Origin of the sequence: Saccharothrix espanaensis DSM 44229 (assembly GCF_000328705.1) — a bacterium.
GTDB lineage: Bacteria > Actinomycetota > Actinomycetes > Mycobacteriales > Pseudonocardiaceae > Actinosynnema > Actinosynnema espanaense.
The window spans coordinates 8,246,085-8,261,244 of sequence record NC_019673.1; the positions used below are offsets into that span (position 1 = coordinate 8,246,085).

The 15,160-nt window shown below is 72.0% G+C and carries 12 protein-coding genes; 10 read left to right on the forward strand and 2 right to left on the reverse strand.

Annotated elements, in window-relative coordinates:
* Positions 1–107: 107 nt before the first annotated feature.
* Positions 108–3,353, reverse strand: a complete 3,246-nt coding sequence (locus BN6_RS36050) for a S8 family serine peptidase (RefSeq protein WP_015104798.1) — start codon at positions 3,351–3,353, stop codon at positions 108–110.
* A 256-nt stretch (positions 3,354–3,609) separates the two neighbouring features.
* On the opposite strand from BN6_RS36050, the gene BN6_RS36055 reads away from it, so the two are divergent.
* The 4 genes from BN6_RS36055 to BN6_RS42725 all read left to right on the forward strand — a co-directional run bounded on the left by BN6_RS36055 (position 3,610) and on the right by BN6_RS42725 (position 8,086).
* Positions 3,610–4,443, forward strand: a complete 834-nt coding sequence (locus BN6_RS36055; RefSeq protein ID WP_015104799.1) for a hypothetical protein — start codon at positions 3,610–3,612, stop codon at positions 4,441–4,443.
* 641 nt (positions 4,444–5,084) lie between these two features.
* A complete protein-coding gene (locus tag BN6_RS36060; RefSeq protein ID WP_015104800.1) occupies positions 5,085–6,740 on the forward strand; it encodes an FAD-binding dehydrogenase in 1,656 nt (551 codons plus the stop codon).
* 9 nt (positions 6,741–6,749) lie between these two features.
* A complete protein-coding gene (locus BN6_RS36065) occupies positions 6,750–7,268 on the forward strand; it encodes a hypothetical protein (RefSeq protein ID WP_015104801.1) in 519 nt (172 codons plus the stop codon).
* 8 nt (positions 7,269–7,276) lie between these two features.
* Entirely contained in the window at positions 7,277–8,086 is an 810-nt protein-coding gene (locus tag BN6_RS42725; RefSeq protein WP_015104802.1) for a hypothetical protein, read from the forward strand.
* Between the two features lie 14 nt (positions 8,087–8,100).
* On the opposite strand, the gene BN6_RS36075 is transcribed toward BN6_RS42725, so the two are convergent.
* Positions 8,101–10,836, reverse strand: coding sequence for an AfsR/SARP family transcriptional regulator (locus tag BN6_RS36075; RefSeq protein ID WP_015104803.1), 2,736 nt, complete (start codon positions 10,834–10,836; stop codon positions 8,101–8,103).
* 176 nt (positions 10,837–11,012) lie between these two features.
* Between BN6_RS36075 and BN6_RS36080 the strand changes: the two genes are divergently transcribed.
* The 6 genes from BN6_RS36080 to BN6_RS36105 all read left to right on the forward strand — a co-directional run bounded on the left by BN6_RS36080 (position 11,013) and on the right by BN6_RS36105 (position 15,136).
* Positions 11,013–11,450, forward strand: coding sequence for a hypothetical protein (locus BN6_RS36080; RefSeq protein WP_015104804.1), 438 nt, complete (start codon positions 11,013–11,015; stop codon positions 11,448–11,450).
* An 11-nt stretch (positions 11,451–11,461) separates the two neighbouring features.
* Positions 11,462–12,379 carry a PPE domain-containing protein gene (locus tag BN6_RS36085; protein WP_015104805.1) on the forward strand — a complete coding sequence of 306 codons (918 nt, stop codon included), beginning with the start codon at positions 11,462–11,464 and terminating at the stop codon, positions 12,377–12,379.
* Positions 12,376–13,143: an ESX secretion-associated protein EspG gene (locus BN6_RS36090; RefSeq protein ID WP_015104806.1), complete on the forward strand. Its 768-nt coding sequence runs from the start codon at positions 12,376–12,378 to the stop codon at positions 13,141–13,143. Before BN6_RS36085 ends, BN6_RS36090 begins: the two co-directional genes overlap by 4 nt.
* Positions 13,144–13,285: 142 nt before the next feature.
* Positions 13,286–13,834, forward strand: coding sequence for an NADPH-dependent FMN reductase (locus BN6_RS36095; protein ID WP_063641990.1), 549 nt, complete (start codon positions 13,286–13,288; stop codon positions 13,832–13,834).
* Positions 13,831–14,310, forward strand: coding sequence for a flavin reductase family protein (locus BN6_RS36100; RefSeq protein ID WP_015104808.1), 480 nt, complete (start codon positions 13,831–13,833; stop codon positions 14,308–14,310). The genes BN6_RS36095 and BN6_RS36100 overlap by 4 nt, the downstream gene beginning before the upstream one ends.
* A gap of 10 nt (positions 14,311–14,320) precedes the next feature.
* On the forward strand, positions 14,321–15,136 hold the full coding sequence (locus BN6_RS36105) for a hypothetical protein (protein WP_015104809.1): 816 nt from the start codon (positions 14,321–14,323) through the stop codon (positions 15,134–15,136).
* The last annotated feature ends 24 nt before the right edge of the window (positions 15,137–15,160 follow it).

The window sequence follows — 15,160 nt, forward strand, 5'->3', positions numbered from 1 at the left end:
CGGTAGCTCGCCCGGCACGCACGGTCGGATGAGGCCGCTCGCCCGTTCGACATGCAGCAGGGCCACCCCCGGCGAACCGGGGGTGGCCCTGTGTTCGATCAGGGTGATCAGACCACGTTCTGGACGATCACCGCGCTGCGCCCGACCACAGCGCCCTCACCGGTCTGCACGGTGAGTTCGCCGCGCAGGACGCGGCCGGAGCCGGCCTGGCCGGTGGCGGTCACGACGCCCGGGACGGTCCACGTGGCGCCGGCCGTGCGGTCGGCGTTGGTGTCGGTCACGGTCACGGTGCCGAGACCGGCCACCGCGTACACGTCGATGTAGTCGTACTCCGTCGTGCCGGACGGCACGGCGTAGCCGTCGACCTGGATGCGCCAGGCACCCGCGGCCGGGTTGTTCACCGTGAACGACTCCTCGGAGTCACCGTCGGCCGTCTGCCCGAACAGCACGCACGTGCCCGTGGTGCAGTTGTAGACGAACAGGTCGAGGTCGGCCGAGATGTCGCTCGGCCGGCCGATGGTCGCCCGCAGCGAGGTGGAGCCCGCCGGGACGGTCACGTCGTAGAGCTGCGAGACGCCCTCGGCGATGGCGGGACGGCCGATCTTGGCGCTGGACAGCTCGCCGCCGACGAGCCGGCCGTTGAACGCCGCGAGGGTGTTCTTCACCGTGTAGCTGCGCTCGATGCCGACGCCCGCGGTGGCCGACGCGATGGTGTCGGGGTCGGGGCTGACCGACGTGCCGAGCACCGACGCCGTCACGGTGTAGGGGGCGTTGTCCGCGTCCGAGGTGCGACGCGCCTCGACCACGATCTCCCACACGCCCGGGATCGGGTTGGCGACCGTGCGGCTGGTGGGCGTGCCACCGGCGCAGCCCGCGCCCGCGTCCGGGTTGTAGCAGTTGGTCGTGGTGGTGGTGTCCGCCGGCACGCCGTACGGGTCGTAGCGCAGGAACCGGACCTGGCCCTTGCCCGCCTCGGTGCCGCCGCCCGCCAGGTCGACCTTCAGCGCGCTGGTGCCGACCGGCACCTTCACGAAGAAGCTCTGCGACTGGTTGCGCGCGATGGTGCCCGTCTTGGTCACCGCGAACTTCTTGGCCTCGACGAACTCGTCACCGGCGAAGACCGTGTTCAGGGTGAACACGTCGATGCCGCGGGTGTTCGGGTTGTCCAGCTTCAGCACGGCCGAGTGCGCGCCCGCCTTGGTGGGCTTGACCTTGACGTCGAACTTGACCGGCGTGTTCAGCGGCAGGCTGACCAGGGACTTGGACGAGAACGTCCCGTCGTTGCCCTGCCAGTTGACCAGGAACTGCTGGTTGCGGTTCGGGCCCGTGGTGCGGGTCAGGGTGTACGTGCGCACGTACTCCTTGCCGATGGTCACGCCCTCGCGGTCGTGGATGCCCACGCCGGTGTTGGGGGTCGGCAGCAGGGCCGACAGCGCCGTGTTGACGGTGACCGAGGTGGTGACGTTCTGCACGTTCGGGTGGGCGTTGAGCTGCTGCCACGAGCGCTGCACGTCGAACAGGCCGGCACCCTGCTCGTAGGCCTTGAGCGAGGAGACCCACTTGGCGCCGGAGTGGATGGCGTTGCGCAGCTCCAGCACGGTCGGGCGCTCGCCGTTGTGCTCGGCCTTGAACGCGCTGACGAGCAGCGCCGCGGCACCGGTCGCCTGCGGGGAGGCCATCGACGTGCCGTTGAACATGGCGTAGCCGGGCGGCAGGTCGTAGGTGCCGGCCACCGGGCCGGGCACCTGCCACTGCGGCACGGTCGAGATCGCCGAGCCGGGCGCGACGATGTTCGGCTTGAAGCCGCCATCCTCACGCGGGCCGCGCGACGAGAAGCCGTGCAGGTTCTCCTTCTGCGCGGTGACCGAGCCGTAGTTGGACAGCCAGGTGTCCCTGGTGATGTACGAGCCGACGCTGATCGCGTCCGTCGTCACCGAGGGGTCGCCGACGGTGTTCGCGCCCGCGCCGCTGTTGCCCGCCGAGATGAAGATCTGCATGTTGTACTCGGCGATGGTGCGGTTGTAGAGCTCCGACCGCGCGTTGTTGCCGTCGTTGAGGGCCGGCAGGCCGCCGATCGAGATGTTGACGACGTCCGCGCCGTTGCGCGCGGCGTAGAGCACGCCGTCGATCAGGCCGGAGGAGGTGCACGACGGGGTCGACAGGCAGACCTTGACCGCCATCAGCTTCGCGCCGGGGGCCGCGCCGGTGGCCTTGCCGCCGAACAGCTTGTTGGCGGCGGTGATGCCGGCGACGTGCGTGCCGTGCGCGGCGGCCGAGATGCCGATGTTGACGTACGCCTGGCCGGCGTTGTCGTAGATCGAGCGGTCGGTCTGCACCACGAACGCCACGGTGTCCAGCACCGGGGTGCCGGGGTTGTCCGCGCCGAAGTGGCCGACGTCCTTCTTGACCTTGTAGTCGATCATGGCGCGCTCGTCGGTGAAGTCGCCGTCACCGTCGACGTCCACCCGGACTTCCTTGGTGGTGATGTCCTGCAGCACGCCGAACGCGTCCACGCGGTCGCCGTCGCGGTTGATGTCGCCGCCGGTCTCGCTGGCCGCCAGGCCCAGGTCGCCCGCGGTCTCGCGGAACAGGCCGAAGCTGAACGGGCCGCCGGTCGCCGGGGCCTTGTAGGCCACGCCGCCGTTGCTGAACGGGCCGTTGTAGCGGCCGCCGACCTGCACCCACGTGCCGTCGCCGGAGTTGGTGGCGTTGGCGTTGTACCAGTCGACGATCTTGCGCTCACCGGTGGACGTGGTGGCCAGCGCCGGGTGGTCCAGGTCGATGCCGCTGTCCAGGATGGCGATCGTGGTGCCGCGGCCGTCCCAGTTGCGGTGCTCGTCGGTGAACTGCGCCGCCTTGGTGTCCTGGATCGGCATGTACGGGTTCTTCTTGGGCGTCTTCGGGCCCGGCGCGGTCTGCGGCAGCGGCGTGGTCGCGCCGTCCGGGCGCGGGTTGTCCAGCGCCACCAGGCCGTCGACGTCGATCGCGTTCACCGAGGCCAGCTTGGCGGCCTTCTCGGCGTTGCCGCGCGGCACGGAGACCTTGAGGTACTCGACGTCCCGCTCGGTCGACTCGACGACGCCGCCGAGGGCCTTGAGGTCGTTCGCCGCGGAGTCCAGCTTGCCCGGTTCGGCGGCGACCAGCAGCGTGACGTTGTCCTGGCCGGCCTTCTCGGCCTTGGCCAGCTGGTCGCGGTCCTGCTTGTCCAGGCCCTTGTCGGTGGAGGTGGGGGCGTTCGGCGCTTCCTGCGCGACGGCCGGAGCGGCGGCGAAGCCGAACCCAGTCGTGCCCAGTACGGCGGCCAGCAGGGCCGCACTGGTGCGGTGTCTCCACCGGCTTCCTGAGTTGATCACGGCGCAAACCCTTCGTGGGGAAAGATAGGCGCAAGCACATCTGTCCGGGTCTTCCACGACAATCAGACGAACAGCCCAATAAAGATGTCCACATTGGACTGAACGGGGTATTGCGCACCCGTGCGCGAAGCGCCGCGCCGGTTCCGGACCGGGGCGACACCTCCAGTCAAGAGCCGACCGGCCGGAATGTCAAACACTGTCAACGGTGAAACCCTGGACGTCGTCCTGGACGGGTAACAAATCGCACATCAACACGATGACGAGCACACTGGTGGACATCGTGGACGCGGAACCGATCGACCGGGTAGCCGACGAGCTGTACGCGCTCGCGCCGGCGCGGTTCGTCGCGGCCCGGGACGCCCACGCGCGGGCCGCCCTGGAGCACGGTGACAAGGACCTGGCCAAGGAGATCGCCGCGCTGCGCAAGCCCACCGCGTCGGCGTGGGCGCTCAACCGGCTGGCCCGGTTCGGGGCCGCCGAGCTGGCCGACGCGGTGGCTCTGGGTGATCAGCTGCGGGCCGCGCAGGAGGAGCTGCGGGGTGGCGCGCTGCGCGAGCTGGGTGCCCGGCGCCGGGTCGTGCTGGGTGCGCTGGTGCGGCTCACCGAGGACCTCGCGCGCGACGCCGGGACCCCGCTGGGGCCGGACGCCGTGCAGCAGGTGCGGTCCACCCTGACCGCCGCGATGGCCGACGCCGTGCTGGCCGCGCGGATCCGGGCCGGGCGGCTGGTCAAGCCCGTCGACCAGTCCGGGTTCGGACCGCTGGCCGAGACCGGAACGCCGGTCCGCGACGACCTCGCACCCCGCCGTGAGCAGCGGCGGGAGCGGAAGCTGGCGGAGGCGCGGGACGACATCACGCACGCCCACACGGAGGTGGGGTCGGCGGACGCGGCGGTCGGCGAGGCGGAGGCCGCGCTGGTCGAGCGGGAGGACCACGCGGCAGCGCTGCGCACCGAGCTTCGCCGGGCGCAGCAGGCCGAGCAGGAGGCCGCGACGCGGGTCCAGCGGGCTCAGCGCAAGGCGGTTGCGGCACGTGACCGGCTGGCCGCCGCCGAACGGAGGATGACCGAGCTCCGCGGCGACTCTGTGTAGTGACCCTGGACACCCCGGGAACACCTGTGCTATATCGCCCGTTGTACGGGTGGTCGGCGCGCGGATGCCGCCCGGACGTCAGGGTCACCGAAGCCCGTTCCCCCCATCGGGCGCGGCGGATCCTCTCCCCGAGACGTCTCCGGTGCGCCCGCGCGACCCGGCCGCCGTCGGCCGGGCGGAACCCCCTCACCGAACGGCCGGCGGCCCCGACCGAATCGACCGCGCGCTCCTGGTCCCCCCGCCGAACGCGCGCGGTCGATTCGCTCTTTCCCGGCCCCGGCGGCCGGTCGTCCACCGACACCTACCCGCGGTATGCCGTGCGCCGAACCGTGCCGGATGCCCGCCCGGAACCATGACGGGTGGTAACCGATTCCGCTGGACCGGAAAACGTTCGTGACCGGAATTGAGTGGTTGGCCGGGCGGGTTCGGAGATCATCCGCGAAGGCTTCGGCGAACCGCTCGGCGACACCGTCGGCACTCCCGGTCGAGACCGCCGTCGGTGCCGCCCGAGCGCGGCCGTCGGTGCCGCGCGCGAGCAACGCCCGTGCGGGCATCCGGGTGAACGGGTGACCCGTCCGGCGCGAAAGTGAATCTTCTTCAAGTCTCATGCCCGATCAGGACATTGGACCTAGACTCGCCCGATGGCACAGGACGCGGATGTCATCGTCGTCGGTGGCGGCCTCGCGGGGCTCGTCGCGACCGCCGAGCTCGCCGACGCGGGTCGCAGGGTGATCCTGCTCGACCAGGAGCCGGAGGCGTCCCTGGGCGGCCAGGCGTTCTGGTCGTTCGGCGGGTTGTTCCTGGTCGACACGCCCGAGCAGCGCCGGCTCAAGGTCAAGGACACCGCCGACCTGGCGTTGCAGGACTGGCTGGGCTCGGCCGGGTTCGACCGCGACACCGACCACTGGCCGCGCAAGTGGGCCGAGGCGTACGTGCACTTCGCCGCCGGCGAGAAGCGGCGGTGGCTGCACGACCTGGGCATGCGCTGGTTCCCGTTCGTGCAGTGGGCCGAGCGCGGCGGCTACCTGGCCGACGGGCACGGCAACTCGGTGCCCCGGTTCCACGTCACGTGGGGCACCGGTCCGGCCGTCGTCGAGCCGTTCGAACGCCGCATGCGCGCCGCCGCGGCCCGCGGTCTCGTGCAGCTCAGGTTCCGGCACCGGGTCACCGGGCTGACCACCACCGGCGGCGTCGTGGACGGCGTGCGCGGCGAGGTGCTGGAGCCCAGCGCGGTCGGCCGGGGCGAACCCAGCTCCCGCGTCAGGGCCGAGGACTTCGAGCTGCGCGCGCAGGCCGTGATCGTCACCTCCGGCGGCATCGGCGGCAACCACGAGATGGTGCGCCGCAACTGGCCCGCCCGGATGGGCACGCCGCCCGAGCACCTGCTCTCCGGCGTGCCCGACCACGTCGACGGCAAGATGCTCCAGGTCGTGCAGGGCGCGGGCGGTGGGATCGTCAACGAGGACCGGATGTGGCACTACCCCGAGGGGATCGCGAACTTCGCGCCGATCTGGAGCCGGCACGGCATCCGCATCCTGCCCGGCCCGTCGTCGCTGTGGCTGGACGCGACCGGGCAACGCCTGCCGATCCCGCTGTTCCCCGGTTTCGACGCGCTGGGCTCGCTGGAGCACATCGTGAAGACCGGCTACGGGTACTCGTGGTTCGTGCTCAACCAGCGGATCATCGGCAAGGAGTTCGCCCTGTCGGGGTCCGAGCAGAACCCGGACCTGACGGGCAAGGACGTCAAGCAGGTGCTCAAGCGCGCGCTGCCCGGCGCGGTCGCGCCCGTGGAGGAGTTCGCCAATCGGTCCAGTGAGTTCATCTCGGCGCGCAGCGTCGCGGAACTGGCGGCGGGCATGAACGAGCTGGCCGGCTCCGACCTGATCGACGCGGCGGCGCTGCACCGGGTCATCGTGCAGCGCGACCGGCAGGTGATCTCCGGGCTGGGCAAGGACATGCAGGTCAACGCCATGCGCGAGGCCCGCAGGTTCCTGACCGACAAGCTGATCCGGGTGGTCGAACCGCACCCGCTGCTGGACCCGAAGGCCGGCCCGCTGATCGCGGTGCGCCTGTCGGTGCTGACCCGCAAGACGTTGGGCGGCCTGCACACCGACCTGTCGGGCCGGGTGCTCAGGGAGGACGGCACCGTGCTCGCCGGGGTCTACGCGGCAGGCGAGGCGGCGGGCTTCGGCGGTGGCGGCATCCACGGCTACCGCGCCCTGGAAGGCACCTTCCTCGGCGGCTGCCTGTTCTCCGGCCGCGTCGCGGGCCGCGCGGCGGCCGACGCCGTGAGCTGACCCACGCCGGTGCGGTCCATCGACTACCGGGACGCCTGGGCGGCGTGGTGGGCCGGGCGGAAGGTCGACGGCTTCCAGTTCTGGGGCCTTCCGATGGTCTGGTGGGGCCGCATCGGGAAGGTGGTGCATTCGTGGGGGCATCGGCGGCGGGCGGACGACCTGAAGCTCGCCAACCTGCCGCACGACAAGCTCGAAGCGGTCCTGTCCGGAATGCCCACGGAGGAGGTCGAACGACTCTGGGACGTGCGCAGACGATCTGTCCGCCGCGTGCGCAGAGTGCTGAAGGTCGTGAATTACGCACTCCTGCCCGTCTACGTACTGGGCTCGGCGACGGTTCCCCAGCCGTTGGCCCTGATCAAGGATCGCGGTGTGCGGATGGTCGTCTTGGCCGCGTTCAGCGCACCGGTCGTTTCGGCACTCTTCTTCTTCGCCGTGACCAGAAGGGCCACCCGACCCGTTGGGCGGCGTTCCTCCTGGTTGTCAGCGGCTTCCACTTCGACCTGCCCGCGTCCTGGTCGCGCCGGCTAGGATGAGGCGTGACCGTCGCCGAAGACTGGTACGTCTCGTCCACCTTCTGGGCGATCGCGGCGGTGGTCGTCGCAGTGGTCGCGACGCCGATCATGATCTTCGTGACCTACAACGCCTCCGGTCCCAGAAGACGGCTCTTCTTCGGGTTGTACAAGGTCGAGGAACTTCCCGTGGTCAAGAACAGTGACCTCGGGGACGGCTGGCCCATAGTGGAAAAAATGATGGAGGACATCGGGATAGAGCACTACCGCGACATCGTGGAATCTCCGTTCGAAACGCCTCACTACGTCACCGTCAGGCTGGCGACGCGGGGGCAGCGGGACATCGCGAGCAGTCATTACGACGGCGGTCGGCCGATAGTCTTCGACCTCGGCGTGCCGATCGGCCACGTCGTCAAGGCGGAGCCACGACCGAAGCACGTCACCACGTCCGTACCCGATCTCGTCATCGACGGCACGAAGCTCCTGATCGGCCCTGGCCTGCTCACGAGGAAGTACGAGCTCTACGTCCTCCTCCACGTCGACGGACCGCCGAAGCTCACCGGCTACCTCAACCTGGTCGACGTGGACGTGCGCCGGATCGACAGCCACGGCGAGTGGCACAGGAAGGTCTGGACGTCACGCGGCGAGAAGATCGCGGTGCTCACCTTCTCCTGGTTCTGGTCCTTGTCGGGCGCGTGGCTGATAACGCTGGCGGCGCAAGCCGGCGCGGCCGACCACAACCGACAACTGGGCTACTTCGACGTAGCCCTGCCGCTCGGGGTGTGGAATCTCGTGATCAACGCCTTCTTCATCTGGAAGTGGAAGTCGAAAAGCTGACCGCCGGGCGGACGTCAGGTCGTGACGACGTTCGGGTCGAGTTTGCGGGCCACGTCGTCGGCGTCGGCCAGGCGGAGGTCGCGGTAGAGCTGGAGGGCCGCCAGCCAGTGCGGCACGGCCGCGTCCAGGCCCTCGGTCTTCTCCAGCACGTCGCCGATCTCCCGGTGGCACAGGGCTTCCTGGTACCGGTCGCCCAGCCGCTCGGCCAGCGCCAGCCCCGCCCGGTAGGACTCCAGTGCCTCGTCCAGCCGGCCGAGCTGCAACGACGCCGTGCCCACGGTGTGCAACGTGGCCGTGTGCGCCTTCGACGGCGCGACCGCCGTGAACAGGGTCAGCGCTTCCGCCGCGTACCGCAGCGCCTCCTCCGGCTGGTGCTTGCGCAGCAGCACGTTCGCCAGGTTGTTCTGGACGCTGGCCTGCGACCGCTCGTCGCCCACCTCGCGGGCGATCTCCAGCGCCTCCAGGATGGTCGCCTGCGCCCGGTCCAGCTGGTCGTCCGCCATCAGGCAGTAGCCCAGGTTCGCCAGCGCCGCCACGCCCAGGTGCCGGTCGTCGCCCGCCAGTTCCGCGGCCCGCGTGCAGGTCTGGATGGCCTCCTCGATCCGGCCCAGCTCGGCCAGCGTGGAACCCAGCCGCAGCAGGAAGGTCGCCTCCGCGTGCGCGTCGCCCAGGTCGTGCGCCGCCGCGGACCCGATGCGGCACAGCGCCAGGCGGTCCAGCCGGTTGCCGCGCCGGAAGTGGAAGGCGTCCAGGCACAGCGCGAGCTGCCAGGTCCGCTCGCGCTGCCCGCTGTTGAGCGCGATGTCCAGCGCCAGCCCCAGGTTCGCCTCCTCCAGCGTGAACCAGTCCAGCGCGGCGGCGTGCGAGGACAGCTCCGGGAAGCTCGCGGGCCGGTGCTCGCGCGGGCCGAACGGCCGCACGTGGTCCGACAGGTGCGCCCGGCCGGAGTCCGCGACGTGCAGGTAGTAGTCCAGCAGCCGGGAGGTCGACTCGGCGGTATCCACTTCGGACTCGCCGGCCGCCAGGTGGTGGGTGAACAGCCGCACCAGGTCGTGCCGCGAGTACCGGTCGGGCGTGGACTCGTGCAGCAGGTTGGCGTAGGCGAGCGTGCGCAGGTGGGTGCGCGCGCTGACGACGTTGATGTCCAGCAGCGCGGCGGCGGTGTAGCTGTCCAGGTCGGTGCCGGGGTGCAGGCCGAGTCTGCGCAGCAGCCGCGCGGCGCCCTCGGGCAGTTCCCGGTAGCTCACGGCCAGCGCCGCGTGCACGCCCCGCCCGGCCTCGGGCAGCTCCAGCGCGGACAGCCGGTGCTGCTCGTCGCGCAGCTCGTCCACCAGCGACTGGATCGTCCAGCGCGGCCGGGACGCCAGCCGCGCGCCGGCGATCCGCAGCGCCAGCGGCAGCCGGTCGCACAGCTCGGCCAGCTCCGCGACGGCCTCGGGCTCCTGGTCGATCCGGTGCCGGCCCAGCACGGCCGCCAGCAGGCTCTCCGCGCTCTCCTCGGGCAGCGTCTGGACGTGCAGCGCGGACGCGCCCTCGGTCACCACGAGGTCGTCGAGCCGGTGCCTGCTGGTCACCAGCACCAGGCACCCGGCCGAGCCGGGCAGCAGCGGCCGGACCTGCTCGGCCGACCGGGCGTTGTCCAGCAGGACCAGCACCCGCCGCCCGGCCAGCAGCGACCGGTACTGCGCGGCCTGCGCCTCCAGGTCGCCGGCGATCTGCGAGTCGGCCAGGCCGAGCGCGCGCAGGAAGCCGACCAGCGCGGTGCGCGGGTCCAGCGGCTCGGTCTCGTCGAACCCGCGCAGGTTCACGAACAGCTGCCCGTCCGGGAACTCCGCGGCCACCCGGTGCGCCCAGCGCAGCGCCAGCGCCGTCTTCCCGACCCCGGCCGGACCCACCAGCAGCCCGATCGCCGAGTCGCCGCCCAGGCTCTCGGCGAGGTCGCACAGCTCCGGCTCGCGGCCGACGAACCCCCGGTGCTCGCGGGGCAGCTGCGCGGGCACCGGTCCCCGTTCGACCGGCTTGGGCGCGGTGTCGCCGGCCAGCACGGTCTGGTAGGCGTCGCGCAGCTCGGGGCCGGGGTCGACGCCCAGCTCCTCGGCCAACTCGCCGCGGGTGTGGTGGAACAGCTCCAGCGCCTCGGCCTGCCGCCCGGTCCAGTGCAGCGCCAGCACCAGCCGGGCCACCAGCGGCTCGCGCAGCGGGTGCTCGGCGACGGCGTCGCGCAGCCCGGACACCGCCTCGGCCGCCCGGTCGAGCCGGAACAGCCGGGTGGCCAGCTCCTGCACGGCGACCAGCCGCAGCTCGTCGAGCTTCGCGGTGACCGCCTCGCGCACCTCCGCGCCCGGCACGTCGGCCAGCACCGGGCCGCGCCACAGCGCCAGCGCGCCGGTCAGCAGGCCCACCGCGACCTCGTCGGCGGCGTCGCGGGCGGTGGCGACCAGGTCCTCGAACCGGAACACGTCCACCGCGTCCCGGTCCCCGGTCAGCACGTAGCCGGGCGCCCGGGTGATCAGCGCCACGCCGTCCGCCAGCACCTTGCGCAGTTGGGCGATATGTCCTTGAAGGGCGGCTTTGGCCTGCGGCGGCGGTGAGCCGTCCCACACCAGCGAGAGCAGCCGGTCGCCCGACACCACCCGGTTGAGTTCCAGCGCCAACGCCGCCAGCACCGCCCGGCGCTTCGCCGCGCCCAGCCGGACAGCCCCGCCATCTGCGGAAACGAGCTCAACAGGGCCGAGCAGGTTCACCCGCATCCTGAAACCTTTCAGCGTTGTCACCCTGTAGTCGGAGAGTTTCGCATAGTGCCCGACCTCCTCGGATCCGCCGACGCGGCGTGATCGCGGCGGGCGTTGGCCGCGCGTTGGGCGGGCGTTGGAGGCGAGGGTGACCCTGGGTTCAGTCCAGCAGGCTGCCTCCGCGAGGGAATCCGATGTACATCGCCGAACCAGGGAATGAAGAGGCCGAGGCGGGCCGTCCCGCCCGTGACGCCGCGGACCCCAAGAAGGTCGACGGCCAGGTCCTCGCGTTGCAGGAGACCGTGAACTCCGGGCGGGTGATGCTCGACCCCGCGACCGGCGAGGACATGCGCAAGATGCTCCAGGAGCAGATCGACCAGGTCGACTCCTGGCTGGAGCGCGCCGGCCGGTTGGCGCGTCCCGCCCCGCTGGGCGCGAACCCGGTCGGCGACAAGATGGCCCAGAAGTTCGAGGCCCGCGCCGAGGGCGACGAGCTGTCCTTCGTCTCGGTGATGACCGCCTACCGCGAGGTCCTCCAGCAGACGCACGACTCCGTGCGCAGCGCGATCCGCAACTTCCTGGCGGTCGACGAGGAACACCGCGCCGAGCTGACCCGCCTGAGCGGGAACTGAGAGGGCGAGCGATGGCTGACCAGAGGATCGACCTCGTCCTGACCGACACCCAGAACTGGGCGTCCCGGTCGCACCAGGAGCTCTACGAGTCGGTGCACAACAACAACGACCCCGGCCAGACCGGCGAGATCGGCGCGGAGTGGGGCCAGTTCGGCACTGAGCTGACCGAGTCCGCGCGGGTCATCACCGAGCGGGTGGCGGCCACCGAGACGGGCTGGACCGGCGAGGCCGCGGACGGCGCGCGCGCCGCCGTGAAGCTGCTCGCCGACTGGGTGACGCAGACCGCGGCGACCGCCGTCGAGGTGGGCAAGCGGGTCGACGACCAGAGCCACATCATGGAGAACGCGCGGGCGAGCATGCCCGAGCCGATCGCGTTCGACTGGGACCAGGCCACCGGCGCGTTCACCGCGGGCGGCATCCAGGGCTTCCTGAACTCGGCGACCGACGTGCAGGCGGCCAACGACCAGTCCCGCGCGGCGCACGAGCAGGCCGTCGCGGTGATGACCACCATGGAGAACGAGTCGCGCGCGGTCGACGAGACCACCCCGCTGTTCACCGCGCCGTTCAACCCGGTCACCGGCCGGGTCGAGGAGCCGCAGCCGCTGATGATGGCGACGGCGGGCGCGCCCACGCTGGCCGACGCGCAGGTCGCGAGCGCCCCCACCGGCACGACCCAGGCGGCGTCCGCGGTGATGGCCCCGATGGCGCCGGGGTCCACCGGCTACACCCCGCCCAGCGGTCCCGGCGGCGGTGGTGCGGGTGGCGGCGGTGGCGGTTACGGCGGCGGTGGCGGCCACGGCGGCGAGGACAAGGAGCACCGGTCCGCGGCCTACATCCGCGGCGAGGACATCTTCGAGGTGCCCGGCGAGAACCTGCCCCCGTCGGTGATCGGCGGCACCAAGCCGAAGAAGAAGGGCGGCGACCAGTGATCGAGCCGCAGTTCGTGCTCAGCCCCCGGGAGCTGGACGTGCTGTGGCACGACCAGGGCCTGGGCCGGCTGCCCTACCCGCTGGACGTGCCGAGCGTCGGCACGACCGCCGAGGAGCGCGCCCGGCTGCGGGCGCAGGTGCTGGCCGAGTACGGCGAGCCCGACCCCCGCCTGGTCGACCTGCTGCGCCTGCTCGCCGACCACCGGGTCGCGGTGGACGCGGTGGCGCACGTCGACCGCCCGGTGCGGGCGGTGGCCGCCGCCGACGGTCGGCGGGCCGTCCTCGCGGTCGTGGACAGCGGCAAGATCGGCGTGCTGGAGATCCGGCCGACGGCGCTGGCGCGGTCCATCGTGGAGGTGCTGCCGCGCGGCACGGCCGGGCCGGGCAGCGCGCTGTCGGTGCGGCTGGAGACGCTCAGCGAGGCCGTCGCGCTCCAGCAGGAGCAGCAGGAGGACGGCGACGGCGACGACCCGTGGGGCGGCGGTGAGCTGGACGAGCGCGAGGCGTTGCAGAAGGCCGGCCTGTCCCGCGAGGACGCCGCCGCGATCGGCGAGCTCGCGACCGGCCGGGTGGCCGGCGGCCAGTTCGGCGTGACCACCGGCGGCGGCTTCCGGGCGACCCGGGCGGGCGTGCTCATCACCTGGTTCGACACCACCCAGGGCCGGTACCTGATGGTGCGCGAGAACGGCTGGCTCAGCCTCGCCCCGACCGACAACGACCGGATCGCCACCCGGATCGACTCGGTGCTCTCCTCGGTCGCCTGACACCGGCCGGCGGCACGACGTCCGCCCCCTCGGCCGGCGGCCCCTCACCGGGGTCGCCGGCCGAGTTCTAGCACCACCGTGGGGGTGTCCCGCCCGTTGGACGACCTTGAGGGCCGCCCACGACGTTGGAATGCTCGGGTGCATGACCCAGCCACTCGTCGTCGGCGCACTGGTCGGCAATCCGCGCCCGGCCTCCCGAACGTTGAACGCGGCGCTGGCCTTGCGCGAGGCCGTCCGCCGGTCCCTCACCGAGCAGGGCCACGAGGTCGCGCCCAACGGTCCGCTGGTCGACGCGGCCGAGCTCGCGCCCGAGGTGTTCCGGCCGGGCTCGACGGCCGTGCGCGAGGCGCTGGACAACCTCGCCAACGCCGACGTCCTGGTGGTCGCCTCGCCCACCTACAAGGCCACCTACACCGGCCTGCTCAAGGCGGTGCTCGACCAGGCCCCCGGCGACTGGCTGCGCGGCAAGACCGCCGTGCCGCTGCTGGTCGCGGCGGCCGACAAGCACGCGCTGGCGGTGGAGCTGCACCTCAAGCCGCTGCTCGCGGAACTCGGCGCGGCGGTGCCGGGCCGAGGGCTGTTCGTCAACGAGGCGACCCTCACCGCCGACCAGACCCGGCTGATCGGCGCGCTCGGCGGGCAGCTCGACGAGGCGGGCTGGTTCACCGCGCCGGTCGGGGTCGAGCGATGAGCGGGGTGGGCGACGAGCTGCGGGCCGCCCTGCGCGACTTCCCGCAGGGCGTCGGGATCGTGACCGCGAGCGGACCGGACGGCCCGGTGGGCGTCACGGTGAGCTCGTTCACCTCGGCCAGCCTGCACCCGCCGCTGATCGTGGTGTGGATCGGCGAGGGCGCGTCGGCGTGGCCGGTGCTGCGCACCGCGCCGGTGTTCGCCGTGCACCTGCTGCACAGCGGCCAGACCGGCCTGTCCGACCTGTTCGCGAAGACCGGCGCGGACCGCTGGGGCCACCCGGACACCCGCTGGCGGTCCGATGAGGACGGTGTGCCGCACCTGCTGGACGCGCCGGTGCGGTTGCGCTGCCGGACCGCCCGGCGGATCGCGGTGGGCGACCACGTGGCGCTGGTCGGCGAACCGCTGGAGATCCAGCACAGCGCCGGGAACTCCCCGCTGGTGCGGTTCCAGGGCCGGTACACGTCGGTCGCGTAGGGTCGCGGCCATGTGCGTTTCCTCGGGTCCGGCGCGGTTCAGCGGGACGACGTTGTACGGCGGCCGGTGCGAGCACCCGGAGCACGGCCACATCGAGGTCCTGGGCTACCAGAACACGGCCGTCAACCTGGCGGACGGCCCGAACTCGATGCTGCTGCACCTGCCGGCCACCGGGATGACCCGCGCGAACTTCATCCCGGTGGGCCGCCACACCGACGTCCTGACCCGGATGGCGAACGCCGCCGGGCCGGTGGCGGTGGCAGCGGCCGGGTCGGTGGCGTGGATGGACGCCGAGCCGGTCGAGGTGTTCGAGCACGACGTGTACACGATCGTCCTGGCCGCCGACCCGACCCGGATTCCCGAGGCGCTGCACCAGGTTCCCGCGCACCAGCGCCCGACCGTGAGCCCCGGGCTGTTCCGGTTCTACGCGGATGCGTTCCCCCGGCACACGATCGCCCTGTGCTGCTTCGACAACGCCGAAGCAGCACAGGCGAAGCCGCTGCTGCTCTGGTACCACCCGAACGACCCGGACCGGATCGTGCTGCCGGCCCTGGACAGCCACACCGGCGGCGTGCCGGACCTCGACGCCCCGGTGCAGACCGCCCATCAGGTGCTGTTGGGCACCCCCAACGGCTTCCCGGTCACGTACGGGCCGGGCATGCGCCACAAGCTGCGCACGTTCCTGCCCGACGCCGTCATCGGCGTGGACTCCTACGACCTGCTGCCCAACGGCGACTTCGCGATCTCCGTAGCCGACCTGGCGTCGTTGGACACGGAGAACTTCCACGACCTCGGCCACGCCCTCCTCCACCGCGTCCGCCCGTAACCCTCGGACAAGGCGGCCAGCGCT